Annotated in this window: 24 protein-coding genes; 18 read left to right on the top strand and 6 right to left on the bottom strand. The window is 48.2% G+C overall.

Translation table 11 applies throughout. The annotated features are described in order from the left end of the window. Positions 1 to 228 precede the first annotated feature (228 nt). Positions 229 to 3,858 (top strand): LamG-like jellyroll fold domain-containing protein, encoded by a 3,630-nt coding sequence (locus tag M3212_RS14035; protein WP_251194603.1) that lies wholly within the window; start codon positions 229 to 231, stop codon positions 3,856 to 3,858. 248 nt (positions 3,859 to 4,106) lie between these two features. Here the strand turns inward: M3212_RS14035 and M3212_RS14030 are convergent, their stop codons facing one another. Next, positions 4,107 to 4,526 (bottom strand): hypothetical protein, encoded by a 420-nt coding sequence (locus M3212_RS14030; protein ID WP_251194602.1) that lies wholly within the window; start codon positions 4,524 to 4,526, stop codon positions 4,107 to 4,109. A 146-nt stretch (positions 4,527 to 4,672) separates the two neighbouring features. Here M3212_RS14030 and M3212_RS14025 point away from each other — a divergent pair, with 146 nt between their 5' ends. Genes M3212_RS14025 through M3212_RS14000 form a run of 6 tightly spaced genes read left to right on the top strand, consistent with a single transcriptional unit; the run spans position 4,673 to position 9,150 of the window. Beyond that, positions 4,673 to 5,026: a DUF1360 domain-containing protein gene (locus tag M3212_RS14025; protein ID WP_251194601.1), complete on the top strand. Its 354-nt coding sequence runs from the start codon at positions 4,673 to 4,675 to the stop codon at positions 5,024 to 5,026. Positions 5,027 to 5,041: 15 nt separating this feature from the next. Then, entirely contained in the window at positions 5,042 to 5,755 is a 714-nt protein-coding gene (locus M3212_RS14020) for a sugar phosphate nucleotidyltransferase (RefSeq protein WP_251194600.1), read from the top strand. A gap of 11 nt (positions 5,756 to 5,766) precedes the next feature. Then, positions 5,767 to 6,732 carry a dTDP-glucose 4,6-dehydratase gene (gene rfbB, locus M3212_RS14015; protein WP_251194599.1) on the top strand — a complete coding sequence of 322 codons (966 nt, stop codon included), beginning with the start codon at positions 5,767 to 5,769 and terminating at the stop codon, positions 6,730 to 6,732. Beyond that, complete coding sequence (gene rfbD, locus M3212_RS14010) at positions 6,729 to 7,583, top strand: dTDP-4-dehydrorhamnose reductase (RefSeq protein WP_251194598.1); 855 nt, start codon at positions 6,729 to 6,731, stop codon at positions 7,581 to 7,583. Before rfbB ends, rfbD begins: the two co-directional genes overlap by 4 nt. After that, entirely contained in the window at positions 7,580 to 8,035 is a 456-nt protein-coding gene (locus tag M3212_RS14005) for a dTDP-4-dehydrorhamnose 3,5-epimerase family protein (RefSeq protein WP_251194597.1), read from the top strand. The genes rfbD and M3212_RS14005 overlap by 4 nt, the downstream gene beginning before the upstream one ends. Beyond that, positions 8,032 to 9,150 carry a glycosyltransferase family 4 protein gene (locus M3212_RS14000; RefSeq protein ID WP_251194596.1) on the top strand — a complete coding sequence of 373 codons (1,119 nt, stop codon included), beginning with the start codon at positions 8,032 to 8,034 and terminating at the stop codon, positions 9,148 to 9,150. Before M3212_RS14005 ends, M3212_RS14000 begins: the two co-directional genes overlap by 4 nt. A 70-nt stretch (positions 9,151 to 9,220) precedes the next feature. On the opposite strand, the gene M3212_RS13995 is transcribed toward M3212_RS14000, so the two are convergent. From M3212_RS13995 to M3212_RS13985, 3 genes are all read right to left on the bottom strand, one after another. After that, a complete protein-coding gene (locus M3212_RS13995; RefSeq protein ID WP_251194595.1) occupies positions 9,221 to 10,198 on the bottom strand; it encodes a CgeB family protein in 978 nt (325 codons plus the stop codon). Continuing rightward, complete coding sequence (locus tag M3212_RS13990) at positions 10,195 to 10,890, bottom strand: hypothetical protein (RefSeq protein ID WP_251194594.1); 696 nt, start codon at positions 10,888 to 10,890, stop codon at positions 10,195 to 10,197. Before M3212_RS13990 ends, M3212_RS13995 begins: the two co-directional genes overlap by 4 nt. A 266-nt stretch (positions 10,891 to 11,156) precedes the next feature. Further along, a complete protein-coding gene (locus M3212_RS13985) occupies positions 11,157 to 11,825 on the bottom strand; it encodes a hypothetical protein (protein WP_251194593.1) in 669 nt (222 codons plus the stop codon). Between the two features lie 225 nt (positions 11,826 to 12,050). On the opposite strand from M3212_RS13985, the gene M3212_RS22110 reads away from it, so the two are divergent. From M3212_RS22110 to M3212_RS13965, 5 genes are all read left to right on the top strand, one after another. Continuing rightward, positions 12,051 to 12,185, top strand: coding sequence for a hypothetical protein (locus tag M3212_RS22110; RefSeq protein WP_285874401.1), 135 nt, complete (start codon positions 12,051 to 12,053; stop codon positions 12,183 to 12,185). A 202-nt stretch (positions 12,186 to 12,387) separates the two neighbouring features. Continuing rightward, positions 12,388 to 13,506: a DegT/DnrJ/EryC1/StrS family aminotransferase gene (locus tag M3212_RS13980; RefSeq protein ID WP_251194592.1), complete on the top strand. Its 1,119-nt coding sequence runs from the start codon at positions 12,388 to 12,390 to the stop codon at positions 13,504 to 13,506. Further along, positions 13,503 to 14,588: a Gfo/Idh/MocA family protein gene (locus M3212_RS13975; RefSeq protein WP_251194591.1), complete on the top strand. Its 1,086-nt coding sequence runs from the start codon at positions 13,503 to 13,505 to the stop codon at positions 14,586 to 14,588. Before M3212_RS13980 ends, M3212_RS13975 begins: the two co-directional genes overlap by 4 nt. Beyond that, positions 14,578 to 15,522 carry an NAD-dependent epimerase/dehydratase family protein gene (locus tag M3212_RS13970; protein WP_251194590.1) on the top strand — a complete coding sequence of 315 codons (945 nt, stop codon included), beginning with the start codon at positions 14,578 to 14,580 and terminating at the stop codon, positions 15,520 to 15,522. Before M3212_RS13975 ends, M3212_RS13970 begins: the two co-directional genes overlap by 11 nt. A 7-nt stretch (positions 15,523 to 15,529) precedes the next feature. Beyond that, on the top strand, positions 15,530 to 16,519 hold the full coding sequence (locus tag M3212_RS13965) for a glycosyltransferase family 4 protein (protein WP_251194589.1): 990 nt from the start codon (positions 15,530 to 15,532) through the stop codon (positions 16,517 to 16,519). A gap of 144 nt (positions 16,520 to 16,663) precedes the next feature. On the opposite strand, the gene M3212_RS13960 is transcribed toward M3212_RS13965, so the two are convergent. Then, positions 16,664 to 17,662 (bottom strand): DUF4855 domain-containing protein, encoded by a 999-nt coding sequence (locus M3212_RS13960; RefSeq protein ID WP_251194588.1) that lies wholly within the window; start codon positions 17,660 to 17,662, stop codon positions 16,664 to 16,666. A 147-nt stretch (positions 17,663 to 17,809) separates the two neighbouring features. On the opposite strand from M3212_RS13960, the gene M3212_RS13955 reads away from it, so the two are divergent. From M3212_RS13955 to M3212_RS13935, 5 genes are all read left to right on the top strand, one after another. Next, a complete protein-coding gene (locus M3212_RS13955) occupies positions 17,810 to 18,793 on the top strand; it encodes a glycosyltransferase family protein (RefSeq protein ID WP_251194587.1) in 984 nt (327 codons plus the stop codon). 15 nt (positions 18,794 to 18,808) lie between these two features. Next, complete coding sequence (locus M3212_RS13950; RefSeq protein ID WP_251194586.1) at positions 18,809 to 19,825, top strand: glycosyltransferase; 1,017 nt, start codon at positions 18,809 to 18,811, stop codon at positions 19,823 to 19,825. An 11-nt stretch (positions 19,826 to 19,836) separates the two neighbouring features. Further along, a complete protein-coding gene (locus M3212_RS13945) occupies positions 19,837 to 20,529 on the top strand; it encodes a DapH/DapD/GlmU-related protein (RefSeq protein WP_251194585.1) in 693 nt (230 codons plus the stop codon). A 347-nt stretch (positions 20,530 to 20,876) separates the two neighbouring features. Beyond that, positions 20,877 to 22,133, top strand: coding sequence for a nucleotide sugar dehydrogenase (locus M3212_RS13940; RefSeq protein ID WP_251194584.1), 1,257 nt, complete (start codon positions 20,877 to 20,879; stop codon positions 22,131 to 22,133). Positions 22,134 to 22,145: 12 nt separating this feature from the next. Continuing rightward, positions 22,146 to 23,120 (top strand): NAD-dependent epimerase/dehydratase family protein, encoded by a 975-nt coding sequence (locus M3212_RS13935; protein ID WP_251194583.1) that lies wholly within the window; start codon positions 22,146 to 22,148, stop codon positions 23,118 to 23,120. Here the strand turns inward: M3212_RS13935 and M3212_RS13930 are convergent. Next, a complete protein-coding gene (locus tag M3212_RS13930; RefSeq protein WP_251194582.1) occupies positions 23,117 to 23,662 on the bottom strand; it encodes a hypothetical protein in 546 nt (181 codons plus the stop codon). The two genes, M3212_RS13935 and M3212_RS13930, sit on opposite strands and share 4 nt — an antisense overlap. A 125-nt stretch (positions 23,663 to 23,787) precedes the next feature. Here M3212_RS13930 and M3212_RS13925 point away from each other — a divergent pair, with 125 nt between their 5' ends. Further along, complete coding sequence (locus M3212_RS13925) at positions 23,788 to 25,632, top strand: glycosyltransferase family 2 protein (protein WP_251194581.1); 1,845 nt, start codon at positions 23,788 to 23,790, stop codon at positions 25,630 to 25,632. Positions 25,633 to 25,754 lie beyond the last annotated feature (122 nt).

The raw sequence follows: 25,754 nt of genomic DNA, 5'->3' as shown, positions 1-25,754 counted from the left end.
GGAGAAGTGCTATGAACTGAAACGAAGTACTCGACATAATGCCGGCGAACGTCGAGAAATTCAGTTGTAACGGCTTTCTTCAGTCGACATTGTTGAATAAAATGTGAATTTGCTTTGACCTTTTGCGCAAAGGAGGCCTGAAGATTCGCCTTCTTCGCTAATGCGCGGCAAGCTGACAAGCCCAGTTGCACATAGATAGCAGATTAAGAAAAAGGAGAGGAAAGAATCATGTTTAAAAGACGAGCGATAGTCATTTGGATCGTGTTAGTAACGTTACTTATGCAAAGCTTCAGTTTGACTACCGTTTTGGCTGATGATGTAGAAAGTCGAGAAGGGTTAGTGTTCAACCCGAACAGACAAAATTCTGTGGAACTTGAGCAACCATTGGCTAATGTGCCAGCAACATTTGAGATGATTGCGAAATTTGATCCCGATCCGGGCGTACGTCAAATATTGTTTGGCAATTATTCTACCCCCACGGGTCATACCGAGCCATCCTATAGTATTGAACTTACGGCTAGCAACACATTGCGATATTTCGAGGCATCGAATGAAAGCGACAGTTCAGACCGTATCATCCATAAATCAATAGTGTCGAATGCCAATGTCACGACTGGTGAATGGGTTCATATCGCGGCGACACGAGATGCGGCGAATGGAACAGTGACAATCATGGTGGATGGCGAAATCGTCCATACTGCTGACGGCTTGTATTTGCCGGCCGAGCTGAGCATGACGAATCCTCACAGTATCGGGACAGATTTAAGGGGGAGTATGTATCTCGCCGCCGAGGTGAAGGAAGTACGCTTGTGGAACGAGGTGCGCACGCTCGAACAGCTGAGAGACAATGCAAACACTGAGCTTGAAGGCAATGAAGCGGGTTTGATGCATCTCTGGGAGCTGGACAAAGTCGACTTCAGCGATGAGACGTATGAGGTTCCTGACAAAACGGGCAATATCAACGGTATGGCGAAAGGATTTCTGCCACCATATCAAAACGATGATGATTTCCCAAGCGAAGGTGTTAATTTTGCCGACGGACAGCCGGACTTGGCTACGGACATGATGGAGGAATCGCCACGGACGGTGGAAGCATGGGTGAATGTACCAGAGGATACGCCGGCTAGCCAACGGGTCGGCGTCATTCTCGGAAACTACTGGGTCGGTTCTTACAGTGACATTCCGGAGTTTAGCTTTGAAGTTTACAGCAACGGCACGCCAAGAATTTATTGGAAAGGGATCAAGGACAACATTCTTGATTATAGAGCCAATGGTGTCAACATAAATCGTGGCGATTGGGTTCATGTCGCGATCGTGCTGGATGAAGAGAACAATAGAGGAATTACTTATATCAACGGAGTGCGGGTACACGATGCGGTGCTTCGTACTAATGCAAATATGCAGAAGTTGCTTCCGTCTAAAGCCGGCGCTTTGGCAGGTCTGAAGATCGGCTCTGATTACCGGTATGAAGACGACGGAACACCTACAATGGCGTTCGGAGGGGAAATCGCCGATGTTCGCGTCTGGTCGACAGTACGGACGGAAGAAGAGATCAAGAATAATTACAACACGTTTTTGACTGAAAATGAGACTGGATTAATCGGTAACTGGAAGCTGGATGAGATGGTTGCCGACGTTTATCCTGATAACTCCGCGCAGCAGAATGATGCCTATTTGTATGATGATGTGGCACACAACTGGATGCCGGCCGATTTCCCAGAGGGCGACTACAGAATCGCGGTCATTCCAGATACGCAATATATGTCGCAACATTCTGGTATGATGCAAGAATATTTTCAATGGATGAGAGACAACGCAGAAGCGCTCGATATCGAGCTGGTGGTCGGCGTGGGCGACATTGTCGAAGTTCCAGGAGCGATTAACGAGTGGCAGGAGGCTCAAGCTGCCTATACTTTGTTGGACGGCGTCATTCCGTATGTGCTACAGGTCGGCAATCATGATGTAGAGGCTCGCCCTGGCAATGTACGGGATTACACAAATTTCAATAATCACTTCCCATACGAAAAATATTCACAGGAGCCGACCTTTGGCGGCGCGATGGTAGAAGGCGAGATGGAGAATACGTATCACTTCTTCGAGCTTGGTGACGTGGAATATATGGTCCTTTCGCTTGAATTCGCACCAACTGCCAATGTGCTGGAGTGGGCTAACGAAGTCGTGGCAGATCATCCGGACAAGAAAGTCATTATGACGACGCATACGTATATGTACCATAACGGCGAGTTTATTAGTACGGATCATCATCACTCGAACAGGCACTATTTTAGTGATGCCATGGACGGTCCTGAAATCTGGGAAGAGTTCGTCAGCCAGCATGACAATATCGTACTAGCGGTATCCGGCCATATCGGTTATCCCGATATCGTCGTAAGAGAAGACATCGGCGTGAACGAAAATGTTGTACAGAATGTACTGGCGAATGCTCAGTTTCTGCAACCTACAGATCTTGGCATGATCATGATGATGACATTTACGGAAGGTAGTAACGACGTGAAGGTCAATTGGTACTCGGTTAAAAACGACATGTTCTACCGCGAGAGAAACCAGTTCACGATGCCATTGAACCTTTATGAGAACCCTACACCGCCAAAGGATGAAGACAAAGATGAAGACAAGGATAAGGATCAAGATCAAGATCGGGATCAAGACCAAGGTGGAGGCTCTGGAGGCGGAAGTGGAGGCGGAGGCGGTGGATCATCCCGTCCGCCAGCTGATTCAACACCACCACCATCAGATCAGGAGCCTGGTGACGGATCAGAGCCAGGAAATGGAGAAGAGAACGATTTTGGAGTAGAGGTAGGGTTTGACCGGAATGAAGTGGATGAAGTGACGGTTGAGCGTGAAGGAGAGACTGTCGCGATCAAGGTCGAAGCTGCACCGACAACGGAAAACATTCACCTTAGCCTGGATACAAATTCTCTCAATCAAATCGTTCAAGCCGGTCATTCAGTCGTCGTTCAGACGCCACTTGGCGACATGACGATTGATGCGGAGACAGTCGCTCAGCTTGCCGGTCGTGAACTGAGCATTGAAATTGGACAAGCAGCCCAGGTCAACGGCCAACCAGTACGAACAGTGAACCTTTTGTCAGACGGTGAGGAAGTGACTGATTTTACCGGCAAAGTGACGGTAACGGTTCCTTATGAACAGGCAGCCGCTAACGGTCTTGTCGTTTACCAAGTGACGGACGAAGGCCGAGTAATCGTGCCTCTATCGAGAGTTGTGGACGGACAAATCGTGTTTATCGCTGATGGCTCAGGGACGTTCACGGTCGGAAGCAATGCGAAGAGCTTCACGGATACGGCTGGACATTGGTCGGAGGAGCATATCAGCTTTGTGACGGCGAGAGAACTGTTCTTAGGTGTTTCGGAGAATGAGTTCGCGCCAAACAACTCAATGACGAGAGGGATGCTTGCGACCGTGCTTGGACGATTGCTTGGCGTCGAAGAAAGTCGTGCAGGATCTGGTGGTTTTACTGATGTGAATGCGGAGGCATATTACGCACCGTATATTGCCTACGCGAGTGAGCATGGGATCGTCAATGGCCTGGGCAACGGTCAATTCGCCCCGAATCGCGAAGTGACGCGCGAGGAGATGGCGACAATGGTCGCCCGCTTTATGGAGCATGCCCAGATACAAGCGGGAACATTGAATAGCTACGCAGGATTTGAAGATGACGGAGCGATAGCTCCATGGGCAGCGGAGGCGATTCAGCTATTGCAGGAAGCTGATATTCTTGACGGCAGACCGGGCAATGTCTTTGATCCGCAAGGCGATGTGACGCGCGCGGAAGTGGCGAAAGTGATGCAGCTTATGCTCGAGGCTTATGTTTACTAATTGTGAGGCAAACTAAATAAGAATTTGAAAGAGGCTGGGACCAAAGGTTGTTTTTTTAACCTTTTGCCCAGCCTCTAAGCAATGAGCGGAACCGCCACGATCTTTTAAAGCCCGTTGTGAGTGGGTTTCTCACAACGGGCTTGTGGCGTGTGAAGCCATTGCCAGTAGGTCCAAAGCTAGTTTTGTCTCAAGCTCTTTTTTGTTCAAGTTGCAAGCAGGCAAATTAGTACTGCGTCACTGCCACTGATTTATCCTTGCTGCTGGCCGGAGCCGAACGTTTGCTGGAATAACCAAGGCCAGAAGCCGCCACCTTGGCCTCCACCAGGGTGCCACCCGCCTCCCTGGCCTCCACCAGGATGCCATCCACCGCCGCCTGGTGGTCTGCCGGGTCTTGGAGGAATCGGGCCATAGTACGGAGCGATGCCGACGAGATCGACATTGCTTACTTGCAGGAACTGCGGCTGATAGTAAGGCGGCTGATACATAAACATCGAAACCATCCCATTGTGCCGATTGAAATCAGTAATGTAGGCAACGACCTGACCATAGCCGGAAATGGAAGTTGTAATCCACTGGTTAACGTAATTGCCGACAACACTCGGAGGGAGGAACTGGACAGACGGTTGCTGGCGCATCTGCTGCTGAGGGTAAGGATAATACTCATTCATCTCAATCTACTCCTTTTCCTTTATCATGCTAGTAGCCTATGTACAAAGAGAAAAAAGGTGTTTGTCTAGCAGGGAAAAATGGATTAATACAAGCCGCCTCCCGCATAGCGTATTACTAACGCCGGTAAAAAGAGGAAGTGGGCGCAATGAGCCTGACGCCATTTGAGTTTTTGATTCTTGCTTTAGCTGTTTTTCGCCTCACTCATTTGCTTGTATTTGATACGATTTGCGAATTCATCCGCAAACCGTTCCAGAACCTCGTGGAAGAAAAACAGGAAAATGGGGAAACGGTGACATTTGTCGAGCCGAAAGGCAGAGGCATACAGCGTTTTATTGGCACGCTTATAAGCTGCTATTGGTGTATGGGGGTCTGGTGTGCTCTTTTTTTGTATGCAGGGGTCACGCTCTATCCCGTTGTTTTTCACCCGGTCCTCGTCATCCTTGCGCTGGCAGCACTGGCGGCGATGTTGGAAGCGTGGGTTAAATCAGTCGGTGAATAACTAAGGGGTGATGATATGAAAGGGATTATTTTAGCTGGAGGAAGGGGGAAGAGGCTCTATCCTTTAACAAAGGTCGTCAATAAGCATTTGCTCCATGTCCACGGCAAGCCAATGATCCATTGGGCGCTTGTGAAAATGAAAGAAGCGAGGGTAACAGAAGCCGCCATTGTCATTAATCGTGGGGAAAGAGCGATGTTCGCTGAAGTGCTGCAGCCGTTCGAGCATCTCTATCCTGCTTACCAGTTTATCGAGCAGCCCGCCCCAAATGGGATTGCCGCCGCTCTGGCGCTCGCTGAGAATTTTACGAACGGAGAGAAGTTCGTGATGCTGCTCGGTGATAATTTATTTGAAGACGATTTAACGGACTATCTCGCGGCTTATCTTCAATCAGAACGGCCTGCGCAAATCTTGCTGTCGCCCACGGTCAACCCGAAGCAATTCGCGATTGCGACGCTTTCAGCAAAGAATGAGCTCGTCTCGCTGCGGGAAAAGCCTGATATAAAAGGAAAGCAGTGGGCGGTGACGGGAATTTACTGTTTTGATGCAACGGTGTTCGATCATATTGCCGCGATTACACCATCGGCGCGAAATGAACTGGAAATTACCGATGTCCTGATTCGCTATCTCAAAAGGGGAGAACTGGAATGGCACCGGCTGAAAGGGTGGTGGATTGATGCCGGAACGCATCAAACCTACCAGCTGGCAAATGAGTGGTTAGGTGGTTATTAAGGAGGATATGTATGCAACGATCAATCCTTATTACTGGCGGAGCAGGGTTTATCGGTTTGAATCTTGTTTATTACCTGCTGGAAATGAATTATGAGGACGTGACGATTTTTGATTCACTTACGTATGCCGCAAACCAACGTGAACTGGAGAGGCTGAGCAAAGAGCGGCAAGTTCAGTTCATTGAAGGTGATGTGACAAAACAGGCGGAGGTTGGGCAGCTTTTTGAAAGATCGTATGATGTCGTCATTCATCTGGCGGCCGAGAGTCATGTCGACCGAAGCATTGCGGAGGCGAAACCCTTCTTGGATACGAATATCCTCGGGACGTATCATCTGCTAGAGCAAGTAAGGCAGGGACGCTGCGGATTGCTGCTCCATATGTCGACAGACGAGGTTTACGGCTCACTTGCAGCGACAACATCACCGTTAACGGAAGCGGGCCTCCTCCGGCCGGGTAATCCGTATGCCGCCAGTAAAGCCGGTGCCGACCTGCTGATTCACTCTTACGTTCATACCTTCTCCCTCCCGGTGATCATTATGCGCGCCGCCAATAATTACGGACGCTACCAGCATGCTGAAAAGCTGATTCCAAAAGTGATTATGCATGCGCTGGAAAACAACACGATCCCGCTTTACGGCGACGGTGGTCACCGCAGGCAATGGCTGCATGTTTACGATCATTGCATGGCGATTATGACCATTATGGAAAAAGGAGTGCCGGGCGAAATCTATCACATTGGCGGTACGCATGAATATACAAATCTTGAAACAGTGAAACGTATTTTGCAGCTGCTCGGTAAAGATGAAGAGCTGATCACCTTTGTCGAGGATCGCAAGGGGCATGACAGACGGTATGCATTATCCTCGGAAAAGCTCAAAAGGCAGCTCGGCTGGCAGGCTGTCACGCCATTTGCTCAAGGGCTGGAGGATACGGTTTTATGGTACCGTGATCAGTGGAGGAAAGGGGCGTTTCGATGAAGGTGCTCATCACGGGAGGGGCGGGACAGCTGGGGAGAGCCTTTTATCAGCGGTTAAGGAACAAAGCAGATGTCGTCGCCTGCGGGAAAGATCAGCTTGACGTGACAAGGGAAGCAGAGGTGCGCGCCCGGTTGGCCGAAGAACAGCCGGGGCTGGTCATCCACTGTGCCGCGCTGACGGATGTTGATCAATGTGAGCGCGATCCGGAACATGCCTTTCGCATTAACAGTCACGGTTCTTTTCATGTCGCCCGTTCCGCCGCGCAGGCCAAGGCTGACTTAATTTCCATCAGCAGCGATTATGTCTTTTCCGCTTATTCGTCAACACCGTATCAGCCGGACAGTCCCCCATCCCCGCTATCTGTCTACGGGGCGAGCAAATGGATTGGCGAGCAGCTGACCTTGCAGGCCCATCCCCGCGCCTTGATTGTTCGTACCGCCTGGCTTTATGGCGGGCATGAAAACGACTTTATCGAAAAAATTGTGGCGCGGACCGCCTTGCAGCGCACGATCCCGGTCGTCGATGATCAAATCGGCTCGCCTACCTACGTCGAGGATGTAGTCAGCTATTGTTTGCGGCTACTTGCCTCGGGTCAGCGCGGTCGGGTATTTCATGTGACGAATAAAGGCAGCTGCAGCCGCTACGAAATGGCGAAGGTGATTATTGAATCGTTGCAGCTGGAAGAGGCTGCGATAGAACCGGTAAAGACAGTCAGGCAGCCAGGGATTGCCGTTCGACCGCCACGGACTGTATTGGGATTGGAGCAGTTGCCGGCTGTCGGACTGCCGGAGCCGGCTCATTGGAAGCCGACGCTCATTCACTACTTACAGGAAAGGAGGCAGCGGCGATGATTAACGGAGTGAAGCTGAAGCAGATTACGAAGCATTGTGATGATCGCGGCTTTTTCGCGGAGCTCGTCCGCAATGATGAAGATCTGCTGTCCCAGTTCGGACAGTGGTCGCTTTCTAAATCGTATCCCGGCGTAATTAAGGCGTTTCATTATCATAAAGAGCAGGATGATGTCTGGTTTTTTGTTGGAGGGAATGCCCAGGTCGTGCTCTATGATCTGCGTGAGGAATCGCCGACGAATGGGGAAACACAGGTGTGCTACATGGGAGAGGACAATCCGCTCATTTTGATGATTCCCGCCGGGGTGGCTCACGGCTACCGGGTGCTTGGTGAAACCCCGGTCGTCATGTTGTATTTGACGACGAAGGCCTACCAGCCCGAGCGACCGGATGAATATCGTCTTGCCTATAATGATCCCCTCATTTCATTTAATTGGGAGACGAAGCATCGATGAAGGCAAAGCGGGTGCTCGTCTTGACTCATCATGGCGGCGGCGGAGTGAGGCTGTTTCGTCAGCAATGGGCGCTCGAACATGACGCCGAGCTGCTCATCCTCTATGTCCGCGAGCAAAAGCTGATTCTCACTGAAGGCGAAACAGAAAGCGAGTGGCCGCTGACAGTGCTGGACAGCCCCGCCTTTCTCCAACGGTTAAAGTGCTCTCCAGTCGAAGCGGTGATGATCGACCACGTCTGGGGGTTTCCACTCGAGCGGCTTCTTTCATTTTTGGAGCTTTTTCGCCAGCCGTATGATCTCCACATTCACGATTATCTCGCCGCCTGCCCTCAGCTTTTCTTTATAACGCCGAAAGGACATTATTGTGGACAGGAGAAAGAGGTACGAATATGCCGACATTGCAGCAAGGCGGGAATCGGAAGGCGCCTGATCGAGGAGATGGTCGGGCGCGCGTGTTCAATTGATGAATGGAGGCGATGGCAGCTTGCGCTATTGCAAAAAGCACGGCGGATCATCGTCCCCAGTTACTCCGCCAAGGAAGTGATGCAAGGCTATTTTCCCGGATTGAATTATGAGGTGCAGCCCCATCCGGTTCATCGCCGGCAGCTAAATAATGATGAAGCGAAACGATCAGGAGAGCTACGGATAGGGATTGTCGGCCATATGGCTGTCCATAAAGGCTCAAGGGAGGTGCTGGAGTTGATCGGCAAGCTGGAGCGGCGAAGGCTGCCGGTAAAGCTGTTTCTTTATGGGAACGCCGATCATCTCCTGGCGAAGAAGGCAAGTCCCGTATTTATACAGCGGGGGGAATTTCAGCGTGATCAGCTGCCGGTCCTTCTTGCTGCCGATCAAATTGACCTCGTTCTAATTCCGTCGATTTGTCCAGAAACGTTCTCGTATACGACCCACGAAGCGTTGAGCAGCGGCTATCCGGTGCTCTGCTTTGAACTCGGGGCCCAGGCCGAAGCTGTGCAAAAGGTAGAGGGTGGCTGGGCTGTCACGCCATTTCATGCTGAAGCGCTCTACCAGAAAATAGCGGGGCTGGTCCGTCAGCCTGAGGAGGTGCTTGAAGCGGCCAGCCGATTACAGGAAAGCGGGCGGGCAGAGGACAGCTGAAAAGGGGAGAAGGGTGAAACGAATTTTAAGCGCTGGGTAAACGAGTAAAAAACAACCTTTTGTTCCGCTCTCATCCGTTCAGCTCGGGAAAATAGCTTAGCAGTTTAGCGAGGCGCTGCTCGAACGTATGATGCCGGGTGACGGCGAGGTAGCTGTTGTTCGCGGTCTGGTCGGCGCCGGTAGGATCGGCGAGCAGCTGCTTAATCTTATCCGGCAATTCCTCCTTTGTTCGAAAGGACGGGATTTCATCAACGGAAAAAAAATCATAAAGCTCTGGCCGGTATTCTGTTATTTGGAGAGCGCCACAGCTGGCAATTTCAAATGTACGGTTATTCAGGCTCGTACCTTTGATTCCGGTTGAATTTTCATTGGCCGGATCGCTGTCCGAACGGTAGGTGTTCAGAACGATCCGGCTGTTTGTGTAAAACAAAGCGACTTCTTGCGGGGTGACCCATTTTGAGACGACGTTAACATGCGAAGGCAAAGAAATATCCTTCCATTCGCCGACGACGGTGATTGGAAGTGTAAGCTGGTCGGCAAGAAAACGAATTAAGTCGACCCGCGCCTGATAAGGGTAGCCGACGAGGGAAATTGAGTAGGCCGGCTCGCCCTGCCTCTTTCTACGTTTGTACACAGTCGGATTCGTCGCCAAAGGCAGAAAAGCGCTATCGGTGAAGCCGAGCTTCCGGTAGTAGCTTAGCGCCTGCCGGTCAATCGTAAAGGCTTTTTTAGCATAGGGCAAAATCTGTAAGGAACGGTCGATCAAATAAGGGTCCTCTGTTAGCCAGACAGCAAGGGGAATCCCGTTGTCCTGAAGCCACTCACAAAATCGGGCCTCAAGCTGGTAGCCGAGCAGCGTCAGGACGAGATCCGGCTTTTCCTGACGGCATGATTCTATCAGCGCTTCCGTGTTCAGCGGATGGGCCGGTGCGAGGCTGCTGCTGAGGGCAAGGCTCTGAAGCGCAGAAACGAGCGAGTCTTCAAAATACCTGTACACCTTGCCATAGCCCGAGCGCAGCACCAGCACATGCCTGGTCGCGGTCGTCATGTTAGCGCAACGCTGATCTGGTTAAGAGCAGCCTGCCCTTCAGGAATTTCAGCTCCGTAAATAAAGCCTTTCACCGACATGTTTTTGTACTCGGTTGTCAGCGGGAGGGTAATTTCAAAATCAGAAAAGCGGACTGTCTCTCCGCTGTCAATTTGCTGTAAATGCAGCGGTCTCAACCAGATTTCGCCGCTGTCCTTCATCTTTTTATGACTGTGGCCTTCAAGGTACTGCCATTCCCCGTAGAGCTGTTCATCCTCGATGATAAATTCATCAAGCTGCCGTTTCCGGGGGTGGGTGATTTTACCTGAAATATTAGCAAGAGAAGGCTGACTGAAGGCAAGACAAATGACAGGGCTTGATAACGGCTCCGCTCCATAATTTGTAATCAGGAAGCTTCCCTTGATGATCACCGGTTCTTCATTGGACTCAATCCGCGAGGGAACAAGCAAAGAATAAATAAAGTAGCAGGAAAACGGTTCAGCTCCTTCCGGCAGGGCCGGCTTCGGCTGCTCCAAAGGGGCCGCCTGCAGCTGTTCTTCTAATGAAGCAATCGTCGCCGCCTGATCAGCAATCTTCTTTTGATGCTTTTCAATGACACGGTAATATTTCTTCAGTTCAGAGCGATAATGAATTAATTTCTGTTGCAGCTGTATCGTTGTCTCATTATTTCTCGTTGATAATCTTGAATCCATAATGCTCCTCCTCTCATCCAGCTTATAAATATGTATGAAGGCAAGCGGTGAAGAAGAATCAAAAAATAAGAGGATGTCTTAAAAGGGGATTGTTTCCCTTTTGAGACATCCTCGAAGATCGCTTCATCGCGCGCTGTCCTCAGCCGTTTAGCTGACGATTGAAATCTTCCAGCGGCTCCACGCGAGGCTTCCTTCTATTAGTTTATGAAAAGAGGGGGGACGGCTTCGTTTTGCGCAGACTTCACGCGGTGCTTAGGAGACCCTCTTTAATGTTTCCCCGGGAAGACGAGCGGGCATTGTGGCGGGAATTTGTCTGTCTTGCAAATGACGTCGGCAACAGGAAGCTCTTTGCGTGGTTTGCAGTAAGCAGCTTCCACTTCCAATTTGACGTCAGCGACGACATGAACATCTAAGCAGAAAGTTAAAGAAATATCCAGCTGATCGAATGTTCCTGTGCAGACAATTTCAGAATCGCACTCGCCGTGAGAAATAAATGCTTCTACGACTGTACCTTCCGGAGCGCATAAATAGAAGGTTTGGATTGTCGCGAACTCAATCGGATCAGACGTACAAATCACATTGCCGTTTTGGTCTAAAATATCAACCTCAAGCAATCCTTTAGCCAATACTTTGACCTTTTCAAGCGTGATGTCTTTTCCGTCACCTAATGACACTTCCACCTCACTGCGGCCACCGGATTGGAACACCTCCTGGGTGAAAAGTGAATCTTCCAGCACACGGCAATGGCTGCTGAAATTAGGATAGTTCGCTAGGAATGTACATAAATCAACGGCTGGCGTTGGAGTTTGTGTACAAGAGAACAAGTTAGACAGCTCCGGTTCGCGAAAACTGATCGTCGGTAAGTCAATCTGACGAGTCACCCAGTCAAAAACTTTAGGTACTCTAATGCAGATACTGTGTTTCTTAAGACTCATTTCTATACCTCCTAAAAAATTTATTTACCTGTTCATGAAGCTCAATTAGGTGAGTGTGAAGTAGGTAATCGGACTACTGTATAGTATGAAGCCCTGCCGAAATTGTGCAACGACACGAAAATGTTTCAAAAAAAGGACAGCAAATTAAGGGAAACAGAACTTCACACAGGCAAGGCGGGGGCTGCTGCATATTGTAGTAGAAGAACGATTCAGGAGGGATCATTTATGAAAAAAACATTTCGCATGCAGCCTGCTCCAACGACATACCGTACCGCTAAGCCGAGGCCAAAACCAAAACCGAAAGCAGTGAAGGAAAAAAAATCGACGAGCTGCTGCGGAAAGAAACGGATCCAGCCATAAGCGAGGGGTAGGGGTGTGCGAAACGTTTTTCTTCCTTTTGCACGCCCCTCTTCTATCAGAATAAACATCGAGCAAAGCAGCGATTCCGCGCTCTGCTTTTCCTTTCTGGACGATTGAACTGAAAAAGTGCCGTGACTTCATCCAAGGCTTACACATATATGTAAGGCAGAATGAATTTTGAACAAAGTTTGGAGTGAAGAGCATGATACCTCTTATTCAATTGGATAGACAGTTTCAATCGATTAAAAAGGAAATAATGAACGCTTTTGAACGCGTTGTCGATAGTGGCCACTATATTTTAGGAAATGAAGGAGCGGCATTGGAGCAGGAATTAGCCCATTTTTTAGGAGTGGCCCATCCGGTGGCTGTCGCGAACGGGACGGATGCTCTTGTCTTAGCGTTACGAGCGTTGGAGATCGGGCCGGGCGATGAGGTCATTACGACCCCTTTTACGTTCTTTGCCACGGCCGAAGCAATTGCCCGGGTTGGCGCGACACCTGTTTTTTCTGATATTGAAGCCGGCACTTATAATCTCGATCCCGCTTTATTGGAGGAAAAAATCACCTCAAAAACGAAAGCGATTATCCCCGTTCATCTGTTTGGCAAGCCCTGCGCGATGAAAGAAATCAACGAGATCGCCAAACGCCATCAGCTCTATGTGATCGAGGATGCCTGTCAGGCTTTTGGGGCTGATATTGGAGGAAAGCGTGTCGGAACATTTGGCGACATCGGCTGCTTTTCCTTTTTTCCGACGAAAAACCTCGGCACGCTCGGGGATGGCGGGCTTGTCGTAACCGATAATGACAATCTGGCCAAACGGATCCGCAAATTACGTCATCACGGCAGCACCGCCAAATATTATCATGATGAAATTGGCTATAACAGCCGTCTTGATGAAATTCACGCCGCGATTTTGCGGGTGGCGTTGCAGAAAATTGATCAATGGAATGAGCAGCGCCGGAAAATAGCGTCGATCTATTCTAAAGCATTGCAACATTCCACGGTCGGTATTCCAATGGAAGAAAACCACCAGACCCATATTTATCACCTCTATTGTATAGAAGCTGAGCAGCGGACGGAGCTTGGCGAGACATTGGCACAACAGCAAATTGCAAGCGGCGTGTACTATCCGTTACCGCTTCATAGGCAGAAGGTTTTTGCCGGGCTTGGCTACAAGAAAGGCGATTTTCCAATTGCCGAGCAAAAATCAGAACGTCTTTTGGCAATCCCGATGCATCCGTTCCTGACCTCTTCCGAACAAGAAAAGGTCATTGCAGCGATCCTTGCCTTCGAGCAACATAAAGGAGGGAACCGGACATGAAACGCGGAATCGGCCTGATTGGCTGTGGGAGAATGACGCAAAAGCATATTGAAACGATTGGCAGGCTTGAAGATGCCTATATCGCTGCGATTAGCGACATTTCAATGGAGAGAATGAAGGTGGTTCATGACGAGCTGCTCGCGCAAAACCGTGTAACGACACGATTTGCGATGTATCAAAACTATCAGGAGCTTCTTGCAAATCCCGATGTGGATCTCGTCGTAATTGCGACAACGTCCGGCACCCATAGCGCGATTGCGAAAGATTGCTTGCTTGCGAAAAAGCATACGATTGTGGAGAAGCCGCTGGCCTTGTCACTTGACGAATCACGGAGACTGAATCAATTAGCGGAAAAAGTAGAAAAAAGCTTGTTCGTTTGTCATCAAATGCGCCATCGCCCCATATTGTTTACGATAAAGGAGCTAATTGACAGCGGAGCGCTGGGGCGTCTTCACCTTGCTGTCGTGATGATGGAAATTCAGCGCTCCGACTCGTATTATCAGGCAGCAAAGTGGAGGGGAACATGGGATCAGGATGGAGGGATGCTCGTTAATCAGGGGATCCATTTAGTCGATTTAATGCTGTGGTATATGGGAGAAGCGCAGGAAATCTTCGGTGATCTTCATAAAGTCAATCAGCGCAAGGAAACGGAAGACATCGCTCTCGGTATGATAAAGTTTTCGAATGGCGGGCGAGGACTTATCCAGGCCAATACGGTCACGCAGCCGGCTAACCTCGGCTATTCGATCCGGCTGTTTGGTGATGAGGGAACGATTATCGTCAGCGGAAAAAACTTTGATCACCTAGAGCGCTTTGAAATAAAAGGGCAGGAGAAGCTGACCGGACAGCTTGATCAGTTCCTGGAGGATCGGAGCGAGCAGCTACGCATGTACAACCATATTCTTGCCGAGTTAGCAGGAAAGCGGGATCAACTGACGGTAAGCGGAAAAGAAGCGGAGAAAGCACTGGAGCTTATCTTCGCCCTTTACGAATCGAGTCGGCAAAAGCGCCCCGTATCACTTCCTCTTCATACGTTCGCCACCAAAAATATGAAGGAAGGGGAGGCAGCCCATGAAAAATAAGCATGTGCTTGTGACGGGTGGAGCAGGATTTATTGGCTCACAATTAGTCAAACGACTCGTCCCTTTGGTGAAGAAGATTACGGTGATTGATGATTTGACGACAGGCAGTCGCCAGGCCGTTCCGGCAGCCGACAATGTGACATTTGTCGAAGCAAGTATTATCGATGCCGATGAAGTAACTCCGCATTTAGCCGATGTTGATATTTTATTTCATGTTGCCTGCCGCAATCTTGTCCATTCGGTGGAAAACATGGAGCAGGATTTAGAAGTCAATTTATTGGGATGTTACTCTCTGCTCAATCTCGCCCATAAACATTGCCAGCATTTACAGCGTTTTGTTTACACCTCGACAGCCTCCGTTTACGGGGATGCAGAGATTTTACCGACGCCGGAAGAGTATCACAAGATTGCGATGCCTTACGCCGCCAGTAAGTTCTCAGCTGAGCATTATTGCCACGTCTTTCATCAGCTTTACGAGCTTCCTGTTGCGGTGTTGCGGCTCTCCAATGTATACGGTCCCGGTCAGCTGGCCTCCAACCCTTATTGCGGAGTCGTTGCCAAATTTTTTGATGCGATCATGGCTAACGAACCGTTGACGATTTATGGAGATGGTACGCAAACGCGCGATTTTACTTATATTGAGGATGCGCTTGACGCTCTCTTACTTGCCGCCTCCAGCGATCGTGCCGTCGGTGAGGTTTTTAATGTCGGCACGATGAAAGAAACGTCGATTCAGGACCTTGCCCGGAGCGTGATCGAGGAAGCAGGCTATGTTGCCGAGACGTATCCCATTATTTATGCCCCGAAGCGAAAAGTAGACACGATCCAGCGAAGAGTCGTGGCAATTGACCAGATTCAGAAGATGATTGGCTGGCAGCCTTTGTATTCGTTAAAGCAGGGTATCGCTCAAACATTTCAGTGGGTAAAGGAGTAGAGAGCAGGTGAGAATTTTTCAAGGTATAAACGAAATTGCCGGACAAATGGGAATCTTTGCGGGGGACTTAACAAAGAGGGGGCATCATGTCCGCTGCTACAACACCTTTCACTCTTATTTAGGCTATGAGGAGAATCTTTTGAACCTGGAGAAGGAAGAGCTGGTCCAAAAAGTGGAAGACATTCTGACAGACTATGATATTTACCACTTCCATTATGCGGAAACATTGGTCGACGACTTCAGTGATTTGGCTCAATTGAAAAAGTATCGCAAAAAAGCGGTCATGCATCATTGGGGAAATGATGTCCGGTTTCATGAGCAGGCTAGAGAGCGGAATAAATACGTCTACACCGGCGACTCTCCCGCGAATGAGGTGATGCATAAGAAGCTGACCGCTATTTCAGCAATTGTCAAGGATGCGATCGTTCAGGATTATGAAGTATACGATTATGTTAAGGATTACTATGAGCGCGTTCATGTTTTGCCGATCGCCGTTAATCTTGACCATATCCCAAACGTCGAAGAGACTGAAAACAAAGTACCTTTATTAATTCATGCACCAACCAATCCGTTATTTAAAGGGACGGTCCATTTTGAAAAGGTGATTGAGCAGCTTAAAGAAAGCTATGAATTTAATTATGTGAGGATTGAGCAGCTGAATCATGAAAAGGCGCTTCACATGTATCAGAAGGCAGACATTATTCTCGATCAAATTCTCTGCGGCTCGTATGGACTCTTTTCGGTGGAAGCGATGGCGATGGGAAAGCCGGTTGTAACGTATGTCAGGGATGACCTGCTGCCAACCTTCCCGGAAATTCCGCCGATCGTCAACGCCAACCCTGATACGCTTTATGACAAAATTGAATTGTTGATTAAGTACCCTGAAGTCCGCAAAGCATACGGAAAGCAGGGTCGAAGGTACGTGGAAGCCTATCATAGCAGCGCGGTTGTGACAAAGCAATTGGAGGAAATTTATAAGCAGCTGCCGACTTTATAGGAGGTAGCTCAAAAGGCTGATTTGCCCTTTTGAGATGCGTTAAAGCGAAGTCGATCAATCATAAAAGGAGGCGGCGGTTCCGTGCTGCACAAATAAAGCAGGAAAGCAAACCCGCTTTCCTGCTTTATTTTTAAACCGTTGTTCTTAATAGCTTCGTCCGGGATAGCTTTGCTCGACGTAGAGCTTTTTCATGAACAGGTAAATTTGTTGATAATCAGCATTGCGATCTCTGGCGAATTCCTGAATGCTCATGTCATGGAAGTTAAACACGAGCACACAATCATCGATGTAATTGTTTCGATGAGGAAGTCCGAGATTGAGAAAATCATAGAGATGATACTGGTTGAAGGTAATCCCCTTGCCGACATTGATCTGGAGGCCTGCTTGATAAAACTTCGCGAAATTTGAAGAATGATTAATCCAATCGTGCGTGATCGGTGTGTTGCCGTAATAGTTTGTGTTGATGGCGGTTAAATCAAAATTCATCGATTCGCCCTTCCACGGGTTCGTGACACCGAAGCCGCCGTAATTTGGCAGCCACATCGTCTTGTAGCCTAGCGTGTGAATGTACTGATTAATGTTCGTGATCGGCGATTCATCTTCGGGTATCAGCGATTCTCTTAACCAATAAAAGCCTTTGAGATTCAGCTTCGTGAAGCCTTGCTGGTTCCATGTTGCCAAGAAGGTCGTAATCCACCATTTGAGCGCCTCTTCCCGGTCGGCCTGATTGGCAAAGGATAATGATTTTCCATTGACCACTCCAAAGTTTGTTTGACTGATAATCGGATAAGGAAGACCAATCCAAATATCAAGAGGACGGACCGCCAGCTCTTCAAGCGCTTTTAAATTGTATTGATCCGAAAACAACAATGCCATATATGTCTGCCAGTCCTGGATCGTTGGAAGCTCGCCAAAGCCTGTATATAAAGGGTGAAGGTATTTATTGGCACCTGTTTTAATCGGAGTCAACACAAATCCGGTAAAATAGGAATCTCCCGTATCCACCCCGTTCAATACATATTTGACAGCCGGGAGCAAGGCTTCCTTGGACCAGACAAGAGGGGATGTGGCATCAAACCCCCCGATTGGGAGAACGGCAATATGCTGGTTAAAGCCTGTTGTTTTACTACTAAGAAAATTCATCAAATCCCACCTTTCGTCAATGTACCCTATAGCATATGTTGAAGAAAGAATAAATTGATAAGTTGGCATCTAAAATTTTCATAGATGGTTAACGGATTTTATCATTTGTGAATATGAATATATGACTGAATTCAAGGAGGAATACACATGCGGATTGTGCATGCACCTACAGAAATAGCAGGTCAAATGGGAGTTTTATGTGATGAATTGAAGCGAAGAGGACATGAGGTAAATGGATATAATTGGTTTCATACTTATATTAATTATAAGAACTCAGTCGTTCATACCGATGCTTATGAGCTGGCACGTCACCTAGTGCCGCTCGCTAAAAACAGTGACGTCTTTCATTTTCATAACGGAAATACGTTTTCGGTTGAAGGACTCGAACTTCCTGCTTTAAAGCTGCAAAACAAAAAAATGGTGATGCATCATTGGGGAAACGACGTCAGAACTGATCAGGCTGTAAAAAGGCTTAATCCATACGCGTTACCAAAAAGCTATTACTCGGATGAAGAGATCGACCATCGGTTAAAACGTTTATCGACTTACATTGACACCGCCATCGTTCAAGATTATGAGATGGTTCCGTATGTGAAGGATTATTACAAAAGCGTTCACGTTGTCCCTTTGGCCTGTAAGGTCGATTCCTTTGTGCCAAGGTATCCGCGTGTTGATCAATCAAATCCGCTTATTGTTCATGCTCCGACCAGCCGGGAATTCAAAGGGACTGTTTATGTTCAGGCGGGAATTGAACAGCTTAAAGGCAGACAGCTTCCGTTCCGTTATCAGCCGGTTGAAAACATGAGCCATGAGCAGGCGTTGGCCACTTATGGTGAGGCAGATATTATCATTGATCAAGTATTATGTGGCACGTACGGAATGCTCAGTGTCGAAGCGATGGCCCTTGGAAAAGTCGTTGTTGCTTATATTCGCGATGATGTCAGAGCGCAGCTTCCTAGCAATTTTCCAATTGTCAGCACGGCGCCGGAGAAGGTCGCCGATACATTGGAAGAACTCCTTAGAAATCCGCAATTACGGAATGAAATCGGACAGAAGAGCCGTCGATTTGTGGAAGAGTTCCATGATGTCCGCTTAATAGCAGAAATACTTGAGAAAATTTATCTGAAATAAGGACGGTGAGATGTTATGCTTCGGGTTTGTCATGCTCCGATGGAAATAGCCGGGCAGGTTGAGCTGATTTGCTACCACTTAAAAAAGGAAGGTGTTCATGCCACCGGCTATAATTTTTTTCATTCTTTCCTCGATTACAAGGGAACCTATATGACCGATGCTTTTGAATTGCAGAAGCTTGTCAACGTCGCGCTCGATCATTTTGATCTTTTTCATTTTCACAACAGCCATACATTCCTCGAAGATTTCCGTGATTTGCAATGGATTAAGGACAAGGGGAAGAAAAGCATTATGCATCACCGCGGGAATGATGTCCGCTCCCGGGTGCTTGCGGTAAAAGGGGATTCCTACGAAAATCCCTACGCATATACGGAATCTTCGTTTCCAGAGGACGCGATCGAAGCGAATTTAGAGACCTTTTCAAAGCTTGTCGACGTGGCAATTGTCCAGGATTATGAGCTTTATAAATATGTCTATCCGTATTACAGCAAAGAAAATAAGCCGGTTTACGTCCTGCCACGCCTCTGTCCGATCGGCAAGTACGAAGTCGCCATTGAGCAGGAGACGAAAGCAAAACCGCTTGTCGTTCATGCGCCAACAGACCGTGATTTTAAAGGCACATCCTATATTGAGGCAAGCGTCAAGCGGCTTCAGAGCGAGTATCCATTTGAATTTAAGTTAGTCGAGAAGCTGAGCCACGAGAAGGCGCTTGAGCTGTATAAAGAGGCTGACATTGTCATTGATCAGGTGCTATGTGGCGCTTACGGTAATCTAAGTATCGAAGCGATGGCGATGGGAAAGCCGGTCATCTGCTATTTGCGGCCGGATTTAGTACCGACATTTCCGCTAGGGCTGCCGATTCAGTCGGCGAATCCTGACAATCTTGATGCTGTTTTAGCCGACCTGCTCGGAAATCCGACCAAGCGGCAGGAGCTTGGGCGTCAGGGAAGAGCCTTTGTCGAAGCGCATCACAATTCAGGTAAGGTCATCAAGCAAGTGCTGCAAATTTATCAAAATCTGATTTCAGGATAGGAGCGACAAGCATGAGTATTGACCCGACTGCGACATTGGGAAATGGATGTGAAATTGGAGAATACGTCGTCATTGAAGAAGATGTTGAAATCGGAGACAATGTGACAATTGATCATCATGTTGTCATCAAAGCCGGAACAAAGATTGGTGAAGATGTCCGAATTCAGGCCTTTACCCTGCTTGGCAAACAGCCGGCGGCAAATAAAAAAATGGCGCGAAAACCGACTGCCGCCTTATTTCCACTGTCGATCGGAAATGGAGTGACGATCGGCAGCCACGTCACGTTGTATCATGGCTCGGTTCTAGCAGATGAGGTCTTTATCGGCGACCATGTCAGCATCAGGGAAGAAGTAGAGGTTGGCCGGCGTTCCGTGATTGGGCGCCATGTGATGGTCGAGCCAAAAACGACGATCGGCCAGTCCGTTACGGTTCAAACCGGTTGCTATGTAACGGCTGATACGACGATTGAGGACTTTGTATTTCTCGGACCTTGCGTCTCGATGTCGAATGATAAATACATGGCTAGTGGCAAAGGCGTCCATACCGGACCATATATTAAGAAGGGCGCGAAGCTCGGCAATCACGCGACATTGCTTCCTTCGATCATAATTGGAGCCGGTGCCACCGTCGGCGCGGGTGCTGTCGTCACAAAGGATGTAGCGGACTCGACTGTTGTTGTCGGCAATCCGGCGCGTCAGAAATAGAGCGTGTCGGGCCAGATGTCGAGGTTAGAGAAGAAATATCGGAGAGGCGCATTTTTGCGCCTGCTTCAAGCTTGAGACAAAAGGGAAGCTCTCTTTATGTCTCAGGCTCTTCGTTATGTCCGCCTTTTGAAGGGCCGTGGCCGGTTGATGCAGAAGGCAGGGTGCTGGATTGGCGTACTTTGGAAATGGCTGCCCCCTGCTTTTAGCTAGCCCTCCCGATTGTAACCGCTCTGTCCGCCGCTTTTTTAGAAAAGCCCATCTTTACGTTTTTCCATGTATGTCTAGTGCAAAGCGCCCTTTTCCGACATATATATGTATATCTTTGCGAACGTAAAGGAGTTAATGAGATGAATACAAAAATCGCTATCATTGGACTTGGTTATGTCGGATTACCATTAGCCATGTTATTCGCATCGAAGGGCTACCCCGTTATCGGGATTGATATTGATCAATCGAAAGTAGAAAAGATCAAGTCTGGAAAGTCGTACCTATCTGACTTCACTGATCAAGAAGTTGAAGCTTTCATGAAAACAGGGCGTGTAGACGTAACATCAGATTTCAGCCGGGCAAAAACGGCCGAAGCGATTCTTTTATGTGTGCCGACTCCTTTAAGAGAACACAAGTACCCGGATTTAAGTTATTTGCAAACGGCTATTTCGACGCTTCTCCCTCATTTGCAAACAGGGCAGTTGCTCGTTCTGGAAAGCTCAACCTTCCCTGGCACGACAGAGGAAGTGATGTTGGAAATGATGGAAAAGACCGGCTTGACTGTCGGGGAGGATTTATTTATCGGTTATTCACCGGAACGCATTGACCCGGGAAATCATATGTATACATTGGGGCAAATCCCCAAGGTGGTCAGTGGCGTGACGGATAACTGTCTAAAAAAGGTGACAAGCATTTACGGGGCGGCATTTGAGACGCTTGTGCCGGTCAGCTCACCGAAAGTGGCGGAAATGACCAAAATATTGGAAAACGCCCAGCGGCTGATCAATATTTCATTCATGAATGAAATGGCGCAAATCTGTCACGGGCTCGATATTGATATTTGGGAGGTTATTCAGGCAGCCAGCACGAAGCCGTACGGTTTTACGCCATACTATCCCGGGCCAGGGATCGGCGGTCACTGTATTCCGGTCGATCCGCTCTATTTAAAGTGGAAAGCAAATAACGCCAATATGCCAACAGCGTTTATCGATCTGGCCAAGGCTGTCAACGATGCTCAGCCTCGTTATATTATCAAACGAATTGAGGAATTGATCGGGGAGCCGGATGGGGAAAAAAGGGTGTTGTTAATCGGTATGACCTATAAGCGTGATGTAAATGACGTCCGTGAATCAATGTCTATTCCGGTGATGGAGCATGTAATCGGCAAAGGGTATCATGCTGATTATTACGATCCTTATGTAGAGGAGATCGAGATCAATCAGCACGTGTATCAAAGCATGGCGCTCGATCAGGATGTCATCGCATCCTATGATTGCGTCGTGATTTTGACAGACCATAGCGAAATTGATTACACGGCACTGAAAGCACATGCGAAGTTAATTTTGGATACGAGAAATCGAATTTCAGGTCATTCTAAAAATGTGATTCGATTGTAAAGAGGTGAGATTGTGCAGGTACTGGTTACAGGAGGGGCGGGGTTTATTGGTTCTCATCTGTGCGAGCATTTACTTGACGAAGGCCATTATGTCTATTGCCTTGATAATTTGTCAAATAGCGATTTTTCGCACATACAGAATCTAACCGCTTCGGATCGTTTTATATTTGTAAAAGGAGACTGCGAGAATGAACAATTGCTGGATGATCTGATTCCAAAAGTGGATGGCATCTTTCATTTGGCGGCGGTGCTCGGTGTCAAACATACGGTTGAGCATCCTTTGCATGTGATCAATGGCAACCTAGAAGGCACGAGCCTTTTATTAAAGAAAGCCTTTCATCATCATAAAAAGGTTGTATTTGCTTCGACCTCTGAGGTCTATGGAAAAAACACGGCAACTCCCTTTTTAGAGGACAAAAGCGACAGAATTTTAGGAGCGACGAGCGTCCATAGATGGTGCTATTCAAGTGTCAAAGCGCTTGAAGAGCATTTATGTCTTGCTTATGCCAAGGAAGGGTTACCGATTACGATTCTCCGCTATTTTAATTCCTTTGGGCCGCGGGCCACGTCGACGTCCTATGGCGGGGTTGTACCGATCTTTATCAATGCTGCATTGAAAGGTGAGCCGCTTCAGGTCTTTGGGGACGGACAGCAGAGCCGCTGCTTTACCTTTGTCAAAGATACAGCAGCGGCAACGGCACGCGCGATGAGTCCGAAGGCCGATGGGCTGGTCATTAATATCGGAACAGAAACGGAAATTACGATTGCTTCATTAGCTGAGCGTATTAAGAAGCTGACTGCCTCCCCGTCAAAAATCAGTACCGTCTCTTATCAGCACGCCTACGGCCCAGGCTATGAGGATATGGTTGTCAGAAAGCCCGATATTACGAGAATGAAAGAGGTTCTTGGCTATGAGCCGGTCGTAAGGCTGGAACAAGGGCTGCTTGAAACAATTGACTGGTATCGTGCTCACTTACCCCTGGGTTAGCGTTTTTTCTTCTTTTCACTTAAATTGCGCACAAACCAACTGCTTTCTCCATGATCCACGGATAAAGCGGGGGACGAATCCTCATTCGTTTCGGCTGGAATGGCGCTTTCTTCAATCGAGCTTTCTTCATCATTTGTTAGCCGTTCTAGTTCCTTTTTCAAATCGGTTAACTGCTGAGCCGCTTCTGCAACCTCTGTTTCCAACTGCTCTTTTTTCGCTTGCAGTGGTTGAAAGGAATCCTGGTCGGTCAATTGCTGTTCGAGCTTTTGCCGTTCTGCCGCCAGTTTTTCGTTTTCTTGTTGCAGCTTTTCCCGTAACGAACGCTCCTCTTTTAACAGAGCCACTTGATTATTCAAGTCTTCGTTTTGCTGAATAAGCTGTTCGTTCTTTGCTTTCAGCTCATCAATAAGTCCATAATAATAATCATTTTGATAGCGTTCGACCTGATGCTTATATTTCGCTAATTCAGATTGAGTGTAAATTAGCCTTTGCTGTAATTGAACAGGAGTTAATTTTGTTACTGAAATGGTTCGTTTGGCCATCAATCATTCACCTCCACAATCAAACTGTCTCTATTCATATATGAAAAAAATGACGTACTTATGCGGATCAATTGTGGAGAGGCATCGGAAGTAAATGTCGGAAGTGCTTAATAAGGAGAGACGATATGAATGATTCATTTTACTACAGAGTAATTAAAAATAAGGATGATTATTATCGACGTTTAAGGGGAGAGGAGTCGCCATCAATCGAGCAGGCCGCCGCTGTCGAACCTCCCCCTGAAGGGAATAATGAGACAGAGGAGCGGCCGTTACCGTCTCCCCCTCCAGCCGTCAATGAGGCTCCGCCACCACCGTCGAACCCGGTGCCGGCAGTACGGCAAATACCGGCGGTGAAACCGGTCTCTCCAGCTGTACCAAACACGACGATTTTGCCGAGGGACCGGAGTAAACGTCTTGCTGTTGTCATTCCGGCCATGAATGAGGCTGATACAATTGGTGAAGTAATTCAACAAGTAAAGCGGCTTGCTCCAACAACGATTCTTGTAGTTGTGAATGGTTCCAGTGACGCAACCGCGCAAATTGCTGCGAGCCAGGGGGCAACGGTGATCACTTACAGAGAACCGCTCGGTAACGATATTGGCCGCTATATCGGGGCCAGAGAAGCATCTGCTGATATTTATCTATTTACAGATGGTGATATTCGAATTGATGCGAGTCAATTGCTCCCGCTTGTCCATGCGGTTGAAAAGGGAGTAGACCTTAGCCTGAATTCACTTGAATGGATCATGAATTATCCAAAATCAGATATCATTTCAGCGGCGCGTTACTTCTTGAATTACATCCAGGGTAAAGCGGAACTTGGGGGAGAAAATGCGTTAACGATTCCGCACGCCTATAGTGCCAAAGCGTTGCAGACGATCACGAAGGAAGCGCTTAGCAATCCGTTGTTTGGGAATGCGCTGACGATCGATCATGGGCTGACAGTATCGGTTGATAATTCATTTAATGTGCTGGCCTATAACAAACTTCGTCCGAATCATGTGAAGAAGCCAGGAGAAGTGATGTCCGAAGCTTATCAGCGGATGCACGGGGATACGATTGAAACGATTGATTATTTATTAAAAAAATACGGTCCACGACTTGGAAAAGGAGCGGCAAAAAAAGCCGGTCTTCCTCAAGCGTTAAGCAAGCTTCAATGGAATTCCGCAAGCCCAGTTCGTTCTTATTCGGTCGTTCTTTATGTCCGGCATTATCATCAGCAGGTTCATTCCAAGGTACAGCAGCTACTTGAGCGAAATATCGAGGTTATTCCGGTTTTAGCGAAAGGAACCGCTCAGGATATACCGTTGCAAATCCCGCATATTGAACTGGAGCCACCACTTGATGCAGGAGTCGCTTTTTCGACCGGAAGCTATTTTGCCCAGGGAGATGCCATTTTGTTTCTTGATTCAATGCAGGAAATATCGCTCCCTGTCATTGAGCATTATTTGGCTGAGACAGCTTCGGCGGATGTGGTTCTTAATTATCAAAGCATTGCCTATCAGACGCTGCGTACAACCGACTTCATTCATATCGGAAACTACCTGCTGAATGTAACAGGGGGCTGGAATGAACTGCTTTCCTCTAGTATGCTTCTCCCTCCTTTCGCTTTATCGCGGCATGGTCTCGTTCGGATCGGGCATCAGGCGCTTAATAATTTGGCAATCGCTCATTTGAAAGCGAGTCAGGAAGAGCTGAGCTATAAAGAGGCCTCCTACAGTGTAGCCGTAGATGGTTTGCTGCAAGCCGGGAGAGAGCAACTGCTCGGGGATCTGCTTGAAAGTTTTTATTACTGGATCCTCGTACACGGGAGCCGAGGCGGCTTCACTGATGGGAACCGGCAACGGAGCCTGTTAGTGGAGGAGGGCCCACTACGGAAAACTCTATCGACTGAACCTCTTCTATCAAGCGAGCAAGCTCTTGCTACACTATATCCGCTTGAGTCAGAAAGGACCGTTACAGTCAATTAGAGCGAAAAAAATAACATTTGCTGAAATTAGGTGAATGGTGTAGGCAAGCGCGTCCGAATATTTGTAGCATCCTAATGACTTCCGAACAGCCGAGCGAAAAAGTAATATCAATAGGAGGGAAT

The organism is Halalkalibacter oceani, assembly GCF_023715705.1.
Lineage (GTDB): Bacteria > Bacillota > Bacilli > Bacillales > Bacillaceae_D > Halalkalibacter > Halalkalibacter oceani_A.
This window is presented reverse-complemented; position numbering and strand designations above follow the sequence as displayed.